Source organism: Pseudomonas sp. 1121_17 (assembly GCF_052850745.1).
The window spans coordinates 1-20,487 of the sequence record NZ_VXCX01000022.1; the positions used below are offsets into that span (position 1 = coordinate 1).

17 protein-coding genes are annotated in these 20,487 nt (G+C 62.1%); 9 read left to right on the plus strand and 8 right to left on the minus strand.

Annotation, left to right across the window (positions count from 1 at the left end; all coding sequences use genetic code 11):
- Positions 1-20 precede the first annotated feature (20 nt).
- Both FW789_RS23825 and ttcA read right to left on the minus strand, forming a co-directional pair.
- Positions 21-692, minus strand: coding sequence for a DNA-3-methyladenine glycosylase I (locus FW789_RS23825; protein ID WP_101321760.1), 672 nt, complete (start codon positions 690-692; stop codon positions 21-23).
- A gap of 3 nt (positions 693-695) precedes the next feature.
- On the minus strand, positions 696-1,520 hold the full coding sequence (gene ttcA, locus FW789_RS23830) for a tRNA 2-thiocytidine(32) synthetase TtcA (RefSeq protein WP_103438294.1): 825 nt from the start codon (positions 1,518-1,520) through the stop codon (positions 696-698).
- A 285-nt stretch (positions 1,521-1,805) separates the two neighbouring features.
- On the opposite strand from ttcA, the gene FW789_RS23835 reads away from it, so the two are divergent.
- Entirely contained in the window at positions 1,806-2,405 is a 600-nt protein-coding gene (locus FW789_RS23835) for a Yip1 family protein (protein ID WP_101321762.1), read from the plus strand.
- 124 nt (positions 2,406-2,529) lie between these two features.
- The gene (locus tag FW789_RS23840) at positions 2,530-3,030 is read left to right on the plus strand and encodes a SprT family zinc-dependent metalloprotease (protein ID WP_411563173.1); all 501 of its coding nucleotides are present in this window, start codon (positions 2,530-2,532) and stop codon (positions 3,028-3,030) included.
- A gap of 71 nt (positions 3,031-3,101) precedes the next feature.
- Here the strand turns inward: FW789_RS23840 and FW789_RS23845 are convergent, their stop codons facing one another.
- The 4 genes from FW789_RS23845 to FW789_RS23860 form a co-directional block, all read right to left on the minus strand.
- On the minus strand, positions 3,102-4,427 hold the full coding sequence (locus tag FW789_RS23845) for a dicarboxylate/amino acid:cation symporter (RefSeq protein ID WP_103438296.1): 1,326 nt from the start codon (positions 4,425-4,427) through the stop codon (positions 3,102-3,104).
- 291 nt (positions 4,428-4,718) lie between these two features.
- Positions 4,719-6,065: an ATP-binding protein gene (locus FW789_RS23850; protein WP_340613100.1), complete on the minus strand. Its 1,347-nt coding sequence runs from the start codon at positions 6,063-6,065 to the stop codon at positions 4,719-4,721.
- Positions 6,062-6,739 carry a response regulator gene (locus tag FW789_RS23855; protein WP_101321766.1) on the minus strand — a complete coding sequence of 226 codons (678 nt, stop codon included), beginning with the start codon at positions 6,737-6,739 and terminating at the stop codon, positions 6,062-6,064. Before FW789_RS23855 ends, FW789_RS23850 begins: the two co-directional genes overlap by 4 nt.
- A gap of 121 nt (positions 6,740-6,860) precedes the next feature.
- The gene (locus FW789_RS23860) at positions 6,861-7,466 is read right to left on the minus strand and encodes an outer membrane protein (protein WP_101321767.1); all 606 of its coding nucleotides are present in this window, start codon (positions 7,464-7,466) and stop codon (positions 6,861-6,863) included.
- Between the two features lie 134 nt (positions 7,467-7,600).
- Here FW789_RS23860 and FW789_RS23865 point away from each other — a divergent pair, with 134 nt between their 5' ends.
- Positions 7,601-8,392, plus strand: a complete 792-nt coding sequence (locus FW789_RS23865) for a dienelactone hydrolase family protein (RefSeq protein WP_103438298.1) — start codon at positions 7,601-7,603, stop codon at positions 8,390-8,392.
- Between the two features lie 40 nt (positions 8,393-8,432).
- Positions 8,433-9,134 carry a 4'-phosphopantetheinyl transferase family protein gene (locus FW789_RS23870; protein ID WP_446432133.1) on the plus strand — a complete coding sequence of 234 codons (702 nt, stop codon included), beginning with the start codon at positions 8,433-8,435 and terminating at the stop codon, positions 9,132-9,134.
- Here FW789_RS23870 and FW789_RS23875 read toward each other — a convergent pair.
- Both FW789_RS23875 and FW789_RS23880 read right to left on the minus strand, forming a co-directional pair.
- Entirely contained in the window at positions 9,131-10,741 is a 1,611-nt protein-coding gene (locus tag FW789_RS23875; RefSeq protein ID WP_446432136.1) for an ATP-binding protein, read from the minus strand. The genes FW789_RS23870 and FW789_RS23875 overlap by 4 nt on opposite strands.
- On the minus strand, positions 10,738-11,442 hold the full coding sequence (locus FW789_RS23880) for a response regulator transcription factor (protein ID WP_103438301.1): 705 nt from the start codon (positions 11,440-11,442) through the stop codon (positions 10,738-10,740). Before FW789_RS23880 ends, FW789_RS23875 begins: the two co-directional genes overlap by 4 nt.
- A 730-nt stretch (positions 11,443-12,172) precedes the next feature.
- Here FW789_RS23880 and FW789_RS23885 point away from each other — a divergent pair.
- The 5 genes from FW789_RS23885 to FW789_RS23905 all read left to right on the plus strand — a co-directional run bounded on the left by FW789_RS23885 (position 12,173) and on the right by FW789_RS23905 (position 20,470).
- Positions 12,173-15,052: a ribonucleoside-diphosphate reductase subunit alpha gene (locus FW789_RS23885; RefSeq protein WP_103438302.1), complete on the plus strand. Its 2,880-nt coding sequence runs from the start codon at positions 12,173-12,175 to the stop codon at positions 15,050-15,052.
- Between the two features lie 577 nt (positions 15,053-15,629).
- Positions 15,630-16,880: a ribonucleotide-diphosphate reductase subunit beta gene (locus tag FW789_RS23890; protein WP_103438303.1), complete on the plus strand. Its 1,251-nt coding sequence runs from the start codon at positions 15,630-15,632 to the stop codon at positions 16,878-16,880.
- A gap of 448 nt (positions 16,881-17,328) precedes the next feature.
- Positions 17,329-18,567: an OprD family porin gene (locus tag FW789_RS23895; RefSeq protein WP_186701624.1), complete on the plus strand. Its 1,239-nt coding sequence runs from the start codon at positions 17,329-17,331 to the stop codon at positions 18,565-18,567.
- Between the two features lie 183 nt (positions 18,568-18,750).
- A complete protein-coding gene (locus tag FW789_RS23900; protein ID WP_186701623.1) occupies positions 18,751-19,557 on the plus strand; it encodes an NAD-dependent epimerase/dehydratase family protein in 807 nt (268 codons plus the stop codon).
- A gap of 28 nt (positions 19,558-19,585) precedes the next feature.
- Positions 19,586-20,470, plus strand: a complete 885-nt coding sequence (locus FW789_RS23905) for a glucurono-1,5-lactonase (RefSeq protein WP_186701622.1) — start codon at positions 19,586-19,588, stop codon at positions 20,468-20,470.
- Positions 20,471-20,487 lie beyond the last annotated feature (17 nt).

Genomic DNA, 20,487 nt, shown 5'->3' on the forward strand with positions numbered 1-20,487 from the left:
GGGACCGTGTAACGACTAGGTCAATGGTTGACGGTGTGCGCCAGCATCACCGAGAGCTGGCAAAGTGGCCGGCCGCTTTCGGCATGCCACTGATTGAACACCTCCTGCACCAGCGCACGATCACGCTGGCTGGTCGGCGCCTTGTCGATCACGCCCTGGGCGATCAGCGCAGCTGACATGTCGTCGGTGGGAATGAAGGTATCCTTGCCGACCATGCGCAGAAAGCGCGGTGCGGACAGGCCGCCGAGCTGATTGCCATGCTTGGCCAGGTACTTCCACAGGCCGACGATATCGGTCACCGGCCAGTCGGCGATAAAGCTGGCAAAGCTGCCGTGCTGTTTTTCGATGTCGAGGATCATCTGCGCGTTGCGTGGCACGCTTTTGAGCTTGCCCAAGTGGCGGATGATGCGCGTGTCCTGCATCAGCCGCTCTAGGTGCTCGGCGCCCATCAGCACCACCTTTTCCGGCTCGAAGCCAAAGAACACCTGCTCGAAGGCCGGCCACTTGGCATCTACCAGGCTGTGCTTGAGGCCTGCGCGAAATACCCGCAGCGCCAGCGTCGACAGGTAGCGGTCGTCGCTGATGTCACGCAACTGCGCCGGGGTACGCGGTTGCGGCAGGAACGCCTCGAGGGCCTTGGCCGAGCCAAAGCGATTCAGGCAGAACTCATGCAGCCACTGATAATCGCGCATGGGTCAGATGTTCACCACATCGAGGAAGCGCGGCGCCGCGGTTTCATCGATTCTCAGGCTGGTGAAATCGAACAGGTTGCGGTCGGCCAGTTGTGACGGCGCCACGTTCTGCATCGCGCGGAAGATGCTCTCGGTACGGCCTGGGTGCTTGCGCTCCCAGTCGATGAGCATTTCCTTGACCACCTGACGTTGCAGGTTTTCCTGCGAGCCACACAGGTTGCACGGGATGATCGGGAATTCGCGCATGTCCGAGTAGGCCTGGATGTCCTTCTCGCTGCAGTAGGCCAGCGGCCGGATCACTACGTTGCGGCCATCATCGGCACGCAACTTGGGCGGCATGCCCTTGAGCGAGCCGTTGAAGAACATGTTCAGGAAGAAGGTTTCGACCATGTCGTCGCGGTGGTGACCAAGAGCCATCTTGGTCGCGCCGATTTCATCGGCAAAGGTGTACAGCGTGCCGCGGCGCAGGCGCGAGCACAGCGAGCAGGTGGTCTTGCCTTCCGGGATCAGTTCCTTGACCACCGAATAGGTGTCTTTCTCGACGATGTGGTACTCGACGCCCAGGGTCTTCAGGTAGGCCGGCAGGATATGCTCGGGGAAGCCTGGCTGCTTCTGGTCCATGTTCACCGCGACGATCTCGAACTGGATCGGCGCCACCTTCTGCAGGTGCAGCAGAACATCGAGCATGGTGTAGCTGTCCTTGCCGCCGGACAGGCAGACCATGACCTTGTCGCCATCTTCGATCATGTTGTAGTCGGTGATGGCTTCGCCGGCGAGACGACGCAGGCGTTTTTGCAGTTTGTTCTGGTTGACCGAGAGGGTGCCCATAGCGCTTGGAATCCGCGAGGTGTGACAAAAGCCGAGCATTTTACGCATAAAGCCGGCGCGGGCGAAGGCTTTCGCGACAATTAACCGCGCCAGGCCGACCAAAGACTGCAACGGAATCAACAACTGCGGCGACAGCGCGATTTGCTCTAAAAAGCGCCTATTGCGCAGGGATGTGCTTCCTATACTGCGACTTAAGGCCATATTACCGCTTGCTTCGGTGCCTGGCCGCGGGCCGCATGTGCTCCATCTGGGGTACGTCAGGCAACGACCATAGGAGTGACCGGTATGATCCATCACGTTCTTGGGCTGTTTACCCATCCCGACCAAGAGTGGCAGGAGATTCGTGGCGAGGAAGAATCGATCAGCCACATGTACTTGACCCATACCCTGATTCTGGCGGCCATCCCCGTCGTTTCAGCGTTTATCGGCACCACCCAGGTCGGCTGGGTGATCGGTGACCGACCGGCGGTCATGCTGACCGTTGAAAGCGCGTTCTGGATGAGCGTGATGTCGTACCTGGCGATGCTGATCGGCGTCGCGGTAATGGGCGCTTTCATCCACTGGATGGCGCGCACCTATGACGCCACGCCATCGATGGCACGCTGCATCGCGTTTGCCACCTACACCGCTACGCCATTGTTCGTCGCCGGGCTGGCGGCGCTTTACCCACACCTGTGGCTGGGCATGGTGATTGGCACGGCGGCCATCAGTTATACGGTGTTCCTGTTGTATGTGGGCTTGCCGACATTCATGAACATCCCGGCAGATGAAGGCTTTCTGTTCTCAAGCTCCGTGCTGGCGGTAGGCCTGGTGGTGCTGGTGGCGATCATGGCGGCCACGGTGGTCATCTGGGGCCTGGGCGTGGGGCCTGTGTATACCAACTAGATCCAAACCAACACTGGGGCATCAAGTCACCGGCCGCCGCAAGGCGGCCTTTGACTGTGTGCTGACCGATGGCTCGGCAGCCTCTGGGGGGTTGCGGCATAATGCGCGGCTGAGGAGAACCTTGATCGCCATGCCCGAGTTGCTCGAATCCCGCGTTGAAGCCTGCTATCAGCAAGCCGAGGCGTTCTTCAAACGGAGCTTCATCCGCCCACAGGTGAGCTTCAAGCTGCGCGGCCAGAAGGCCGGCGTTGCCCATCTGCATGAAAACCTGCTGCGCTTCAATCTGCAGTTGTACCGGGAAAACCACGAGGATTTTCTGCGCCAGACTGTGGCCCATGAAGTGGCGCATCTGGTCGCGCATCAGTTGTTTGGCGACAGTATCCAGGCCCATGGCGAAGAGTGGCAGTTGATCATGCGCGGGGTCTACGAGCTGCCGCCTAATCGCTGCCACAGCTATGCTGTGCAACGGCGTACGGCGACGCGCTATATCTATCAGTGCCCGTGCCCGGAGAGTGACTTTGCCTTTACGGCGGTGCGGCACAAGCTGGTGCGCCAAGGGCGGCGGTATCTGTGCAAGCGCTGTCGGCAGGTGCTGGTGTATAGCGGGCAGACGCGGGTGGAGTGAAGCCGGCAGGGTTTTGTGGAGGTTGGACGAACTTGGGGCCGCAGAGCGGCCCCAGGTTATTGCCTGATGACTTAAGAGCGCGCTGGGCCTTCAGCTACACCGAGGTCATCGGTTGGACGAGTGTCGGTCAGCGGCGAGCCGCCCGAAGCCAGTTCAGCGTGCAGCTTGTCTTCGTCCAGCTCCTTGACCCACTTGGCAACCACGATGGTCGCTACGCCGTTACCAATCAGGTTGGTCAGGGCGCGGGCTTCGGACATGAAGCGGTCGATACCAAGGATCAGCGCCAGGCCGGCGACCGGCAGGTGGCCGACAGCAGACAAGGTCGCGGCGAGGACGATGAAGCCCGAACCGGTGACGCCAGCAGCACCTTTGGAGGCAACCAGCAGCACCAGCAGCAAGGTGATCTGGTGGCTGATGTCCATCTGCGTGTCGGTCGCCTGGGCGATAAACACGGCAGCCATGGTCAGGTAGATCGAAGTACCGTCAAGGTTGAACGAGTAGCCAGTCGGGATTACCAGACCTACTACCGACTTCTTCGCGCCCAGACGCTCCATCTTGGCCAGCATGCGTGGCAGGGCCGATTCCGAGGACGAGGTGCCAAGTACGATCATCAGCTCTTCACGGATGTAGCGGATCAGCTTGAGTACGCTGAAGCCATGCGCGCGGCAGATACCACCGAGGACGATCAGGATGAACGCCAGGCAGGTGATGTAGAAGCAGGCCATCAGGTAGCCCAGCTGCACCAGCGAGCCGACGCCGTACTGGCCGATGGTGAAGGCCATGGCACCGAAGGCACCGATCGGAGCCAGCTTCATGATCATGTTGATGATGTTGAACATGACGTGAGCGAAGCGATCGATCATGTCCAGCAATGGCCGGCCGTAGCTGCCCAGACGGTGCAGGGCGAAGCCGAAGATCACCGAGAACATCAGCACCTGGAGGATGTCGCCGTTGGCGAAGGCACCGACCACGGTGTTCGGGATGATGTTGAGCAGGAAGCCGATAGTGGTCTGCTGCGCGCCGGCGGCGGCATAGGCAGCGACACTGCTGGCATTCAAGGTGGTGACATCAATGTGCATGCCAGCGCCTGGCTTGACCACGTTGACGACAACCAGGCCGATGATCAGCGCGATGGTCGAGACAATTTCAAAGTACAACAGCGCGTAGCCGCCGGTCTTGCCGACCGATTTCATGCTCTGCATGCCAGCGATTCCGCTGACGACGGTACAGAAGATGATCGGGGCGATGACCATTTTGATCAGTTTGACGAAGCCGTCACCCAGGGGTTTGAGCGCTACGCCGGTTTCAGGGTAGAAGTGGCCGAGCAGAATACCGACGGTGATGGCAACCAACACCTGGATATACAGCGATTTGTACAGCGGCTGACGAGTCGTCATGGCTTATTTCCTCGAGTGTGCCGGTTTCCACCCTTCCCAGGACGGGGGCACCTAAAGCGCTAACCCTCCTGCACCCGGAGGGATTTGTCGTTGTGTTCGAGCTGCCTTTGCAGGCCTCTGCCAAGTGAATAGCAAGGGCGATGCCAAAGTGCTCGAATGAGGTGCAAAGCCTGATCTAGAGGGGGTGTCATGCCCAATGACAGGGCAACCAGGCGGGCCTGAGCTGGCGGATTTCCGCCCGCTGGCGGGAAATGAACGGGCGGTTTGGCGGGAATCCGCCCGGGCGCGGGGTCAGCCGCGCTTGAACACGATCCTGAAGGCAGCACCGCCCAGCGGCGAATCGTCCAGGCTCAGCTGGGCGTCGTAGCTGTCGATGATGTCCTTGACCACGGCCAGGCCGATGCCCTGCCCCGGGTGCTGGCGGTCCAGCCGCTCGCCGCGCTGGAGGATGCGCTCGCGCTGATCGGTCGGCACACCCGGGCCATCGTCTTCGATGCACAGGAGCAGGCTGTCCGGGGTTTCGCTCAAGCTCACCCGCACCTGGCCCAGACACAGCCGGTAGGCGTTTTCCAGCAGGTTGCCCAGTAGCTCCAGCGCGGCGCCCTGCTCCATGGGTATTTCCGCCTGCGCAGGGACGACCAAGGTGATCGCCACGTGCTTGTCGCGGTAGACCTTGGCCAAGGTGTTGCACAGGCTGTCGAGCAGCGGCGCGAGCAGGACACGGTCGCGAACCAGTCCGCTCTTGCGCAGGCTGGCGCGCTGCAACTGGTAGTCGATCTGCTGGCTCATGCGCTCGATCTGGCTCTGCAGCACTCGCGCCTGCTCGCGCTCGCCACTGCCGTGGCCCATGCTTTCGCCCACGCCCTGGAGCACCGCCAGCGGCGTTTTCAGGCTGTGCGCAAGGTCGTCCAGTGAGTCACGATAGCGCTGACGCTGTTCGCGCTCACTGTGCAGCAGGCGGTTGAGCGAGCCGGTCAGGCGCAACAACTCGCGCGGATGTTCGCCGCTCAAGCCCTGGCGAGCACCGCTCTCGACCTGGTCCAGCTCCACACTCAGCCGACGCAGCGAGCGCAGCCCCCAGGTCAAGCCGGCCCAAAGCAGCACCAGCAAGGCCAGCAAGGCAGCGCCGAAGCCCAGGTAGAGTTTTTCCTGCAGGCCCTCGAGGGTGTCCTGATACTCGCGTACCGGTTGCAGGGCAACGATGCTGTAGGCGGCGCTCTTGCCGCCGAGCAGTTTTACTTCCACGTCGTAGACGAAGAACTCTTCACCGTTGTCCTGGCGAATGCGGGCGAACTCGTTGCCGCGGCCGTCATAACGCGGCTGGTAATTGATGTCGCGGTCGGCGGTAGCCCGCGAACGCCAGACCAGCTTGCCGTCGCGGTCGAAGATGTAGCCGATCAACCCGGTGTAAGGCAGGTTGTAGCGCTCATCCGGGAGCTGATCAGGCATTTGCAGGCGGCCCTGCTCGATACGCGCGGCGGAGATCAGCGTGGTCGCATCGGATGCCAGGCGCTGTTCGATCGACTCCTGCAGGGCCAGGCTGAAGGCCTTCTGCAGGGCCGGTAGCAGCGCCAGCATGAACAACAGCGCCAGCAGCGCCGCCGCCAGCATCAGGCGCACGCGCAGCGAACGGATCATCGGCAGCGCTCGGTGAACAGGTAGCCCAGGCCGCGCACGGTATCGATCGGTTTGAAGCCGTGCTCGCCCTCAAGCTTGCGGCGCAGCCGGCCGACCAGCACTTCGATGACATTCGGGTCGCGTTCTTCATCGCCTGGGTACAGCTGCTCCATCAGGCGGTCCTTCGCCACCACCTGCTGGTGATGACGCATGAGATATTCAAGGATGCGGTATTCATACGCGGTCAGCGCCAGCGGCTGATCGTCGAGGCTGGCTTGCTTGCGATTGAGGTCGAGCACCAGTGGCCCGGCGGCAATGGTCGACTGGGTGAAGCCGCTGGAACGGCGCAGCAAGGCATTCAGGCGCGCTTCAAGCTCCTCGAACTGGAACGGCTTGACCACATAATCGTCGGCGCCGGCCGCCAGGCCTTCGACCTTGTCCTGCCAGTTGCCCCGTGCGGTGAGAATCAGGATCGGGAAGCTCTTGCCCTGGCTGCGCAGCTGGCGGATCAAGTCCAGACCGCTCATGCCCGGCAGGCCGAGGTCAATGATGGCCAGATCAAAGGCGAACTCCTCTGCCTGGTACAGGGCTTCTTCGCCGTTGCCGACCGCCTGGACCACATGGCCGGTTTCACTCAGGCGTGTGTGCAGATGATGGCGCAGCAGCGCCTCGTCCTCGACCACCAGCAGTTTCATGCCTTTCTCCTTATAACCATCACGGCGCTGTCTTGCCTCTCCGGCGCAGGCACGGCGCAAGGCCGCTGGCGAGCCAGCAGCCTTGTGCGTTGCAAACGCCGATACAGAGTACCAGCACGCCTTAGAACTTGTAGTTTGCCGAGAGATAGGTCTGGGCGCTGCTGGTCAGGCTCATGCTGCCGATTTTCGGCCCGCCGTGTTCGACCAGTTCGGTGCTGGCGTTGGTGCGCAGGTAGCGGTAGCCCAGTTCGACCGAGGCGTTGTCGGTGACTTCCTGGATAACGCCGGCTTGCAGGCCTGCAGCGTAGCCGTAATTGGTGTCGCGGCTGTAGCCGGAGGATTCCTGGGTCAGCTTGGTCACGCCCAGGCTGGCGCCGCCAAATAGTTTGGTGGTGTCTCCCACGGGCAGGAACAGGTCGTAGCTGCCGAGCAGGTTTTCCTGGCGCAGCTTGAGCCCGCTGTGGTCACCGGAGACGTTGTCGTAGGTCATGTAGTAGCGACCTTCGTTGTTCATCTTGCCCAGACGTACACCCCAGGTGCCGTCCTTGGCGATCACGCCGTCGGTGTTGAGGTTGTCGGTGCTGCGCGAGAGCAGCCCGGACTTACGCACTTTGTCGCTGGTCTGGCCGTAGGTCAGGCTGGCGAAGGTGTCGTCGGCGTTGGCCTGAACGCTGAAGCCGGCGGCACATACGGCCATTGCTGCAAGCAGGGTATTGACTGTTTTCATGGGTTCTTACTCCAGTTGGATGCGCTGTTTCGGTCTGGAAGCTAGAGTAAGCAAGGCGCCCTGAACCGCGGCTGAACCCTGCCTGAACCGCCGCTGAACAGCCTGCGCTTCCCTCGCCTAAAGGAGTTGCGACCATGCGTTATCTGTTTGCCCTGGCTTTGTTGAGTTGCGCCAGCCTTACTCAAGCAGCGGTGCAGACCCGGGAAATCCCTTATCAGGATGCCGACGGCAAGCGCCTGATTGGCTATTACGCCTATGACGATGCTATTGACGGCAAACGGCCGGGCGTCGTGGTAGTGCACGAGTGGTGGGGGCTCAATGACTATGCCAAGCGCCGCGCCCGCGACCTGGCGGGGCTGGGTTACAGCGCGCTGGCAATCGACATGTATGGCGATGGCAAGCACACCGAGCACCCGGCCGATGCAATGGCGTTCATGAAGGCGGCGCTGGAGAACCCGCAAGCAGCTGCCAAGCGCTTCGATGCGGGTCTTGAGCTGCTCAAGATTCAACCAAAAACCGACCCCGACAAGCTCGCTGCGATTGGCTACTGCTTTGGCGGCAAGGTCGTGCTCGACGCGGCCCGGCGTGGCGAGGAGCTGGCCGGTGTGGTGAGTTTCCACGGCGCCTTGGTCACGCAGACTCCGGCCAGCCCCGGCAGCGTCAAAGCCAAGGTGCTGGTAGAGCACGGCGCGGCAGACAGTATGGTCACCCCGGAGCAGGTCGCGACCTTCAAGGAAGAGATGGACAAGGCCAAGGCCGACTATCAGTTTGTCAGCATCGCCGGCGCCAAGCATGGTTTCAGCAACCCCGATGCCGACCGTCTCAGTCATGGCGAGCATGGCGGGCCTGATATCGGCTATGACCAAGCGGCCGACAAAAGCTCATGGGCAGACATGCAGGCGTTTCTGGACAAGCTGTTCAAGTGACCGCTGCGCTGGCAATGGCCAGCTCTGGCACAATAGCGCCATGAACCGACTGCCGACCTGCTGCGCCCCCTTGCAACACCACTGGCCACTACCGCGCCCGATCCCCGGCGCGGTGCTGGTCAGTTGTGCGTTCGACCCGGCCAGGCTTGCTGCCGACGACTTCCAGCGCGCGGGCATCGAGCCCAACGCCAGCCTCCAGCGCTCCGTAGCCAAGCGCCAGGCCGAGTACCTGGCCGGCCGAGTCTGCGCGCGCGCCGCTCTGCTGCAACTGGACGGTCGTGACTATGTGCCCGCGACCCATGCCGACCGCTCACCGATCTGGCCGGCAGGTATCCGCGGCTCGATCACCCACGGCAAAGGCTGGGCCGCCGCCGTGGTGGCCGATGCTGCCAGCTGCCGAGGCATCGGCCTGGATCAGGAAACGCTGCTGGATGAAGCCCGCGCCGAACGCCTCGCCGAGGAGATCCTCACCCCGGCCGAGCTGCAACGGCTCGACCGCAGCCAGCTTGCACTTAGCGTGACGCTGACCTTTTCGCTCAAGGAAAGCCTGTTCAAGACGCTCTATCCACTGACCCAGCAGCGCTTTTACTTCGAGCATGCAGAGCTGCTGGAGTGGTCTGCAGACGGCCTGGCGCGCCTGCGCTTGCTGACTGATTTGTCGCCTGAATGGCGCCACGGCGCCGAGCTGAGTGGCCAGTTCTGCGTCAACCACGGGCAGCTGTTGAGCCTGGTCAGCGTCTAGTCTTCAGCTTCCTGCTGGCGCGGCCAGCTCAGGCTGAAGCACGCCCCACCCAAGCCTTCACTGCGCGCAACAACCGCCCGCCCGCCGTGCCAATAGATGATTCGACGCACGATCGACAAGCCCAGGCCGTGCCCACCCGAGGCCCGGGTGCGGCTGTCGTCCAGCCGGGTGAATGGGGTAAAGATGCGCTCCCAGACGCTTTCCGGCACGCCCGGGCCGTCATCCTCGACATCGATGCGGCAGCGCTGCTGGCCCAAGTGATAGCTAACGCGCACTTCGCCCTCGGCGTGGCGCATGGCGTTGGCGACAAGGTTCTGCAGCGCACGGTGCAGATAGCGCGGCTCGGCTTCGACCCAGGCGCCGTCCTCATCGGCGCCCTGGCACAGGCCACGCAGCACATTTATCTGCGGGCGCAGCGGCGCCAGCTCGGTGATGACCCGCGCCAGCAAGGCATCCAGGTCGATGACCTGAAACTGCAAGGCTGGCGCGCCTTGTTCGAGACGCGCGTAGGTGAGCATTTCGTCGACCAGCTTGTCGAGGTCCTGGATATCGCCGTCCATCCCCGCCAGGTGCTTGGCCCGCGCCTGATCGGTGCTGGCGGTTTCGAGCATCTCCAGGCCAAAGCGCAGCCGTGCCACTGGCGTGCGCAGCTCGTGCGACACCGCCCGGACCAACTCGCGCTGCATGTTCAGCGAGCGCTGCAAGTGCTCGGCCATATCATTGAATGCCGCCGCCAGACGCCCTACCGAATCGGCGCCGCCGGCCGGCACGCGGGTATCGAGGCTGCCTTGGGCAATCTGCGTGGCCGCCGCTTCCAGGCCGGACACGCGCCGCTCCAGCTGACGTACCAGCAGGTACACCACCAGGCCGATCAGGCACAAACCGAGAAACGCGATCAGAATCAGCAATTGCGGTGGGTAGGGATTGAGCTGGTACAGCGGGCCGATTTCCAGCACCCAGGGTGAGCCGGGCACGCCGGAAAACACCCGCACCGAATCACCGTCCTTGCCCAGCGCCATCACCGTATCGCCCTCCTCGACCCGGTGGCGCTGGTCGTCATCCAGTGCCGCCCGCTCCAACCGTTGCAGGCCGATATCGAAGCCAAAGCCTTTGCTCTGGCGCAGTTGCGCCAGGCGCTGCGGCTGTTCGCTGACCGGATAACGCACCAGCTCATCAGCCAGCAGGTACACCGTGGCCCGCGCCAGCTGCTCGCTGATCTGCTTGACCTCGGCCACCAGCAGCTGGTCTTCGCGACCGATCCGGCGCAATACGCGTGCGGCATGCGGGCCGGTCTTGTCGACCACTACCAGGTCGCGGTACAGCCGCGCACGCTGGCCGCCGTCGAGGGGCAGCGCGGCCATTGGCTGGACATCCAACGGCACGCCGAGCAGGCGCTCCCACATCAACAGCGAGCGCTGGCGCTCGACTGGGTTCTGCGGCGCGAGGTTGTCGGCCATCAGGCTGAACGTGCCTTGCGCCAGGCGCTCGCGGTGCTGCTCGGCGCGCACCAGGTTGACCAGGTGCAGGCTGACCACGCCGAGCACCGCTACCAGTACCAACACCGCCAGCATGCCGCCATAGATACGCAGAAAAATCGACTTCATCAGGCCGGCGCCGCCTCAGCCACGAACAGATAGCCCTTGCTGCGCAAGGTCTTGATCAGCCGCGGATGAATGGGATCGTCACCGATCTTGGGGCGAATCCTGGAGATACGCACATCAATCGAACGGTCCTGGCCGTCGTAGCCGACGCCGCGCAGGGCGGTAAATATCTGCTCGCGCGACAGCACCCGGCCGGCATGGCTGGCCAACAGCCAGAGCAGGTCGAATTCGGCGCCGGTGAGGTCGATCGGTTGCTCATCGAGCCAGGCCTCGCGCAGGCTGTTGTTGATCTGCAGCGGGCCAAAGCGCAGCGCCTGCACTTTGCTGTCGGGGCTGTCGCTGCGCCGCAGCAAGGCATTGATACGCGCCAGCAACAGCCGCGGCCGCACCGGCTTGCAGACATAGTCATCGGCGCCCAGGTCCAGGCCCTGAACCTGATCGAGCTCATCGCTGCGCGCGGTCAGCATGAGGATCACACCGTGATACTGGCCACGTACCCGCCGGCAGATGCTCAGGCCGTCTTCACCGGGCAGCATCAGGTCCAGCACCACCAGGTCCGGCTGGCTGTCGAGAATGCGCCGCACCGCGCGCGCGCCGTCTGCCTCGACCGCAACCTCGAAGCCATTGGCCTGCAGGTACTCGGCGGTCAGTTCGGCGAGACGCTGATCGTCCTCGACGATGAGGATGCGGTTGCTGGGTTGGTCCATGCCTGGCCTCTGTTGTTATGGATGGGCTGCCGCTGGTCACCTGAATGTAGCCTTGTCCGCGGATACTACGTCGCACATCTGCGCCTGCCAATCGGCTCTGTCGGCACCGCTGGTCCGAGACAGGCCAGGACGAATTAGCGTGATGCGCCGCACAGCAGTAACATTCTGCAACGGGTCATTACGGTGCGGAAAAAAAGTGCAAAGCCGTGAGGACAAGGCCTACAGCCGATACCCACGAATCACACACAATCTGTACACACGTTATCCACAGGCGGTCGCCTTGCAAACACCCTCAGACCGCATTATCTTGTATCCCCATCGCGGCGAACCACTACATGTTGGGGTTGGGCCGAAATCGAAAACACAAGTCAGCGGCGAAATTCAAGCGTTTTTTCGACCTGAACTTATGGCAATACAAGCAGCCAAACCGCTCCTGCGGAGGCAGACCGAGGCAAGCCTTGCACAGGGCCTTGTTCGGGTACGGGTGTTGCAGGCATAGCCTGGTGCCCCGACAGCAACAGATTTTGCGTTGTAACGCAGAACCTTTGACTTCGGCCAGGGAGCGGCAAGCTATTGCCCCTTATTCCTGAGTCTGTCCCGAAGTCGGCACGCCCGAGCTGGCGGATCCACGTGCGCGTGGGCTCCCCGCTCGGGCAAGCCAACTGGCGGATGGAACGGTGGGCGTGGATGACACGCCCGAACACTATTGAAACTGTGGAGACACCCACCGATGCAAACCGACACAACTCGCGAGAACCCGCAGGCCCAAGCGCCGCAGGCCGCTGATTCGAACCAGGATCTGGCTGCCACTGCGCCTGGCCAACTGCGTGTGATCAAGCGTAACGGCACTGTCGTCGCCTACACCGACGACAAGATCACCGTGGCCATCACCAAGGCGTTCCTTGCAGTTGAGGGCGGCACTGCCGCCGCTTCGTCGCGCATCCACGACACCGTTGCGCGCCTGACCGAGCAGGTCACTGCAACCTTCAAGCGTCGCATGCCGTCGGGTGGCACCATCCACATCGAAGAAATCCAGGACCAGGTCGAACTGGCCCTGATGCGCGCCGGCGAGCAGAAAGTGGCTCGTGACTACGTGATCTACCGCGACCAGCGCGCCAAAGAGCGTGCTACTCGCGCCAACAACGATGCCGTGGTCGAGCCGCACCCGTCGATCCGCATCAGCCTGGCCGACGGCAGCAAGGCGCCGCTGGACATGGCCCGCCTCAACACCATCATCAGCGAAGCCTGCGAAGGCCTGGCTGAAGTCGACGGCGAGCTGATCCAGCGCGAAACCTTGAAGAACCTGTACGACGGCGTTGCCCTGAAGGACGTCAACACTGCCCTGGTGATGACCGCCCGTACTCTGGTCGAGCGTGAGCCGAACTACTCGTTCGTCACCGCCCGCCTGCTGATGGACACCCTGCGTGCCGAAGGCCTGAGCTTCCTCAACGTAGCCGACAGCGCAACTCACCACGAGATGGCCGAGCTGTACGCCAAGGCCCTGCCTGCCTACGTTGCCAAGGGCATCGAGTTCGAGCTGCTGAACCCGGCCCTGGCCGACTTCGACCTCGAGCGTCTGGGCCAGGCGATCAACCACGAGCGCGACCAGCAGTTCACCTACCTCGGCCTGCAGACCCTGTACGACCGCTATTTCATCCACAAGGATGGCGTACGCTTCGAGCTGCCGCAGGTGTTCTTCATGCGCGTGGCCATGGGCCTGGCGCTGGAAGAGAAAGACAAGGAAGCGCGTGCGATCGAGTTCTACAACCTGTTGTCGTCGTTCGACTACATGGCCTCGACCCCGACCCTGTTCAACGCCGGTACCCTGCGTCCACAGCTGTCGAGCTGCTACCTGACCACCGTGCCGGATGACCTCTCGGGCATCTACCACGCGATCCACGACAACGCCATGCTGTCGAAATTTGCCGGCGGCCTGGGCAACGACTGGACGCCAGTGCGCGCGCTGGGCTCGTACATCAAGGGCACCAACGGCAAATCCCAGGGCGTCGTGCCGTTCCTCAAAGTGGTCAACGACACCGCCGTTGCGGTCAACCAGGGCGGCAAGCGCAAGGGCGCGGTCTGCGCCTACCTGGAAACCTGGCACCTGGACATCGAAGAATTCATCGAACTGCGCAAGAACACCGGTGATGATCGTCGTCGTACCCACGATATGAACACTGCCAACTGGATCCCTGACCTGTTCATGAAGCGTGTCTTCGATGACGGCCAGTGGACTCTGTTCTCGCCGAACGAAGTACCTGATCTGCACGATTTGACCGGCAAGGCCTTCGAAGAGCGTTACGAGTACTACGAAGCCATGACTGAGTACAACAAGATCAAGGTGTTCAAGACCATTCAGGCCAAAGACCTGTGGCGCAAGATGCTGTCGATGCTGTTCGAGACCGGCCACCCATGGTTGACCTTCAAGGACCCATGCAACCTGCGCTCGCCGCAGCAACACGTCGGCGTGGTCCACAGCTCGAACCTGTGCACCGAGATCACCTTGAACACCAATAAGGACGAGATCGCAGTCTGCAACCTGGGCTCGATCAACCTGCCGAACCACATCGTTGACGGCAAGCTCGATACCGCCAAGCTGCAACGCACCGTCAACACTGCCGTGCGCATGCTCGATAACGTGATCGACATCAACTACTACTCGGTACCGCAGGCACGTAACTCGAACCTCAAGCACCGCCCGGTCGGTCTGGGCATCATGGGCTTCCAGGACGCACTGTACCTGCAGCACATCGCCTACGGCTCCGACGCTGCCGTCGAGTTCGCCGACAAGTCGATGGAAGCGGTCAGCTACTTCGCCATCCAGGCCTCGTGTGACCTGGCTGACGAGCGCGGCGCCTATGAGACCTTCCAGGGTTCGCTGTGGTCCAAAGGCATCCTGCCACTAGACTCGCAACAGATCCTGATCGAAGCCCGTGGCCAGAAGTACATCGACGTCGACCTCAACGAGAGCCTCGACTGGGCACCGGTACGTGCTCGCGTACAAAAAGGTATTCGTAACTCGAACATCATGGCCATCGCGCCAACCGCGACCATCGCCAACATCACTGGCGTATCGCAGTCGATCGAGCCGACCTACCAGAACCTGTACGTGAAATCGAACCTGTCCGGCGAGTTCACCGTGATCAACCCGTACCTGGTGCGCGACCTCAAGGCCCGCGGCCTGTGGGACTCGGTCATGATCAACGACCTGAAGTACTACGATGGTTCGGTGCAGCAGATCGAGCGTATCCCGCAAGAGCTGAAAGACCTCTACGCCACCGCGTTCGAAGTCGACACCAAGTGGATCGTCGATGCCGCCAGCCGTCGCCAGAAGTGGATCGACCAGGCGCAGTCGCTGAACCTGTACATCGCCGGCGCTTCGGGCAAGAAGCTCGACGTGACCTACCGCATGGCTTGGTACCGTGGCCTGAAAACCACCTATTACCTCCGTGCCCTGGCCGCGACCAGCACCGAGAAGTCGACCATCAGCACCGGCAAGCTCAACGCCGTTTCCAGCGGCGGCGACAGCGCCCCGGTCCAGGCCGCAGGTCCAGCACCTGTGCCGAAGGCCTGCGCGATCGACGAGCCGGATTGCGAAGCTTGCCAATAAGGCCGGCGCAGCGCTGAGCTGACATCACCGCAGCCATTGCCCACCCGGTAATGGCTGCGGTTTTTTTTGCCTGCGCGGCAGCGCTTGAGCCAGGCTTGGCGAGGCCCTTGCGACGCCCGATCGCGCCCTCTCATCAGGCGCTTACAGGAAATCCTTCTGTTTGACCCTGATCAAGATAAAACACCATATGCAGTGTGCGGCAAAATAAAGCAGCACAAGATGTAGGAACAAATCGTATTTAGCGCTAGACTCACATCCCGTAACAAGCAGCCGGAATCGAGTGAACACAGGCGTGCTCTGCGGGTCAAAAAATTACCATCCGTAGCGGCCGAGGCGCCCCGATCCAGCCTCGTTTCCGGTATACTTCGCGCCCCCCGAAAGGGCTAGCTGACTACAAGATTTCCAGCGCCCTGGCCCCTCGTTCGAGGACAGGCCAGCCGCTGAGCCAGACACCTTTAAATGTGACGAGAGCACGCTCTCAGCGCCCGCCGTAACGCCTTGTGGGCATTGCGCTGTACAGGCATCACTTGAAAATCCAACCGGTTGCCGCGCGCAACCCTCTAGCAGGAGCCATGACATGCTGAGCTGGGACGAATTCGACAAAGAAGACGACGAACTTGCCGTAAAAAGCAGCACCCCGGCGCAGGCCAAAGCCGCCGCCACCCTCGACAGGCTCGACAGCGCCGGTGGCGCCGCCGCCCTTGAAGCACGTGCTGCCACGGCTGCCGACTCGGACGCGGTCAAGCGTGCCAAGGCTGCCCTGGACGACCTCGACATCGCCGAAGGCCTGGCTGAACTGGAAGGCTCCGCGGCCCGCGTTGCGGTCGACGAGAAGCGCATGATCAACTGCCGTGCCGACCTCAACCAGCTGGTACCGTTCAAGTACGACTGGGCCTGGCAGAAGTACCTCGACGGCTGCGCCAACCACTGGATGCCGCAAGAGGTCAACATGACCGCCGACATCGCCCTGTGGAAAGACCAGGACGGCCTTACCGAAGACGAGCGCCGCATCGTCATGCGCAACCTTGGCTTCTTCTCCACTGCCGACTCGCTGGTTGCCAACAACCTGGCCCTGGCCGTGTACCGCCTGATCACCAACCCGGAGTGCCGCCAGTACATCCTGCGCCAGGCTTTCGAAGAGGCGATCCACACCCACGCCTACCAGTACTGCATCGAGTCGCTGGGCATGGATGAAGGCGAGATCTTCAACATGTACCACGAGATCCCGTCGGTCGCGAAGAAGGCTGCCTGGGGCTTGAAGTACACCCGCGCCATCTCCGACCCGGAATTCAACACCGGCACCCCAGAGACCGACAAAGAACTGCTGCGCAACCTGATCGCCTACTATTGCGTGCTGGAAGGCATCTTCTTCTACTGCGGCTTCACCCAGATCCTGTCGATGGGCCGTCGCAACAAGATGACCGGCGTTGCCGAGCAGTTCCAGTACATCCTGCGTGACGAGTCGATGCACCTGAACTTCGGTATCGACGTGATCAACCAGATCAAGATCGAGAACCCGCACCTGTGGGATGCGGCGATGAAGGAAGAAGCCACCCAGATGATCCTGCAAGGGACCCAGCTGGAGATCGAATACGCTCGCGACACCATGCCGCGCGGCGTGCTGGGCATGAACGCAGCGATGATGGAGGACTACCTCAAGTTCATCGCCAACCGTCGTTTGACTCAGATCGGCTTGAAGGAAGAGTACCCAGGCACCACCAACCCGTTCCCGTGGATGAGCGAGATCATGGACTTGAAGAAAGAGAAGAACTTCTTTGAGACGCGTGTGATCGAGTATCAGACCGGTGGGGCGTTGAGCTGGGATTGATCTTGGTGAAGCCCTGAAACGGGCTGTCAGCTGGATTATTGGGGCCGCTTTGCGGCCCCTTTGCTTAATCTGTCATACGATGTCTGTAGCAAACCCAAACACCCTGCACCAGAGCCCTCGGGCGCGTATCATCCCCTACCCCGCCGCTGAATCCTGCCTAACACCCCATTGACAAGCTTTTCCCCCACCGTTAATAATCTGCAAAGTCGTACGACAACACACAACAAAAACAACAATTCAGTGAAGCCCCTATGACGATCTCAGCCCTCCCCCACGCTGTTCGCCTTCGCCGTTCTCTCCAGCCCAGCACTGCCCGCGGCAGCTAGCCCTCGCGCGCAGGCTCGAAACCGTTTGGCCTGACCGGCCTCGCCAACACCCCGCCACTGCCGCTGGCCGCTTGCACGCGCCTGGCATACGGAAAGTTTCACCCTCAGGGAGCACAACAATAATGAAAATCCGCCAACACCTTCCCCTTGCGCTGTTCAGCGCAACCGCCCTCGGTGCATTGCCGCAGGTGAGCTTTGCCGCAGGTTTCATGGAGGACGCCAAGGCCACGCTGGGCCTGCGCAACTTCTACATCAACCGCAACTTCGTCGACCCGGCCAACCCGCAGAGCAAGGCCGAGGAATGGACCCAGAGCTTTATCCTCGATGCGCGCTCGGGCTTCACTGAGGGGCCGATTGGCTTTGGTGTGGATGTGCTGGGGATGTGGTCGGTCAAGCTCGATGGCGGTGGCGGCACCTACGGCACTGGGCTGCTGCCGCGACATGATGATGGCCGGCCGGCAGATGACTATGGCCGTCTTGCAGTGGCGGGCAAGGCGCGGATCTCCAAGACTGAATTGAAGATCGGCGAGTGGATGCCGGTGCTGCCGATCCTGCGCTCGGACGACGGTCGTTCGCTGCCGCAGACGTTCCGCGGCGGTCAGGTGACGTCCAACGAGATCGCCGGGCTGACCCTGTACGGCGGTCAGTTCCGGGGCAATAGCCCGCGTAACGACGCAAGCATGGACGACATGATCTACGGCGGCGCTGCCTCGGACCGCTTCAACTTCGTTGGTGGTGAGTACAAGTTCAACCAGGACCGCACCTTGTTCGGGCTGTGGAACGCAGTACTCAAGGACGTCTATCAGCAGCAATACCTGCAGGTCAGCCACAGCCAGCCGGTCGGTAGTTGGACTCTGGGTGCCAACCTCGGTTACTTCCAGGGTGAAGACGACGGCGCCAAGCGCGCGGGCGAGCTGGACAACAAGACCTACTCAGGGATGTTCTCGGCCAAGGTCGGCGGCAACACCTTCTATGTCGGCCTGCAGAAGGTCAGTGGCGATACCTGGATGCGGGTCAACGGCACCAGCGGCGGCACCTTGGCCAACGACAGCTACAACGCCAGCTTCGATAACGCCAACGAGCGTTCGTGGCAGGCGCGGCATGACTTCAATTTCACTACCGTCGGCGTGCCCGGGTTGACCCTGATGAACCGCTACATCAGTGGCCGCGAGGTGCACAGTGGCGCCGTTACCGATGGCAAGGAGTGGGTGCGTGAGTCGGAGCTGGCCTATGTGATCCAGAGCGGCACCTTCAAGGACTTGAGCATTAAGTGGCGCAACTCGACCATCCGCCGCGACTTCAGCAGCAACGAGTTCGACGAGAACCGTTTGATCTTCAACTATCCGTTGTCTCTGCTGTAACAGCGGTTTATGGGGTGTCAGTGCTGGCCTCTTCGCGGGTGAACCCGCTCCCACAGGGGTCGCAGGGAGGCTGTGGCAGTGACAAAACAGACACGGCAAGCATTGACAACCTTGCGAATCACTACCGATAATCCAGCACAGTCATACGACAACCTACAACAACTCAAAACAAACGAGCTTGCCATGACTATCACACCGTTCAAGCGCCTGCTGCTCACCGGAGCCGCAGGCGGCCTCGGCCAGGTGCTTCGCGAGCGCCTCAAAGGTTACGCCGAAGTACTGCGCCTCTCCGACATCGCAGCAATGGCGCCCGCCACCAGTGCTCAGGAAGAAATTGTCGAATGCGACCTGGCCGATAAGGCCGCCGTGCACCAGTTGGTCGAAGGCGTCGACGCCATCTGCCATTTCGGCGGTGTTTCGGTCGAGCGCCCTTTCGAAGAGATCCTCGGCCCTAATATCTGTGGCGTGTTCCACCTCTACGAGGCGGCGCGCAAGCATGGGGTCAAGCGGATCATCTTCGCCAGCTCCAACCACACCATCGGCTTCTACAAACAGGACCAGCAGATCGACGCTCGTGCTCTGCGGCGCCCGGACGGCTACTACGGGTTGTCCAAGTGCTACGGCGAGGACGTTGCCAGCTTCTACTTCGACCGCTACGGCATCGAGACCGTCAGCATCCGCATCGGCTCGTCGTTCCCCGAGCCGCAGAACCGGCGGATGCTCAGCACCTGGCTGAGCTATGACGACCTGACCCAACTGATCGAGCGCGGCCTGTTCACCGAGCAAGTCGGCCACACCGTGGTCTACGGCGCCTCGGCCAACCGTGACGTGTGGTGGGACAACCGCCATGCCGCGCACCTGGGCTTCCAGCCGAAGGACTCCTCCGAGGTGTTCCGCGCCAAGGTCGAAGCGCAACCAGCGCCAGCCGCCGATGACCCGGCGATGGTGTATCAGGGTGGCGCGTTTGTCGCTGCCGGGCCATTCGACTGATCCACCACTCGCAAGGAGGCTGTCTACCGTGAACTACGAACTGATCGTGGATGCGCGCAATGCCACCGGCGAAAGCCCGGTGTGGGATGTTGCCGAGCAGGCGCTGTACTGGGTCGATATCCCTGCCGGCCAGCTGCACCGCTGGACGGCCGCCGATAGCGCTCATCAAAGCTGGCAAGCGCCGCAGATGCTCGCCTGCATCGCCCGCTCGGCCAACGGCAGCTGGATTGCCGGGATGGAGGATGGCGTCTATGCGCTGACTGCCAATGCCCAGGGCAAGCTCGACAGCCGCCTGCTGAGCGCGGTTGAACATGGCGCCGAGGGCATGCGCTTCAATGATGGCCGCTGCGACCGCCAGGGCCGTTTCTGGGCTGGCAGCATGCTGATGAACATGCAGCAGGCGGCGCCGCTGGGTGCCCTGTATCGGTATGACGGCGAGGGCCGGCCGCTGCACCTGCAGCTGGAGCAGATGATTGTGCCCAACGGCCTGGCGTTCAGCCCGGACGGTTCGCGCATGTACCTGTCCGACTCCCACCCCGACGTGCAGCGCATCTGGCAGTTCGACTACGACGTCGACACCGGCACCCCGCACAACCAGCGCCTGTTCGTCGATATGCGCGGCTTCCCGGGCCGGCCTGACGGCGCTGCCGTGGATGCCGACGGCTGCTACTGGATCTGCGGCAACGATGCAGGCCAGGTGCACCGCTTTACTCCCGATGGACGACTGGACCGCTCACTCAATGTGCCGGTGAAAAAGCCGGCGATGTGCGCCTTTGGCGGGCGCAACCTGGACACCTTGTTCGTGACCTCGATCCGCCCCGGCGGCGACCTGCACGATCAGCCGTTGGCCGGTGGCGTGTTCGCCCTGGACGCGGGCGTGCAGGGCCTGCCAGAAACAGCCTGGCGCAGCTGAACCGAATCCCGCTGCAC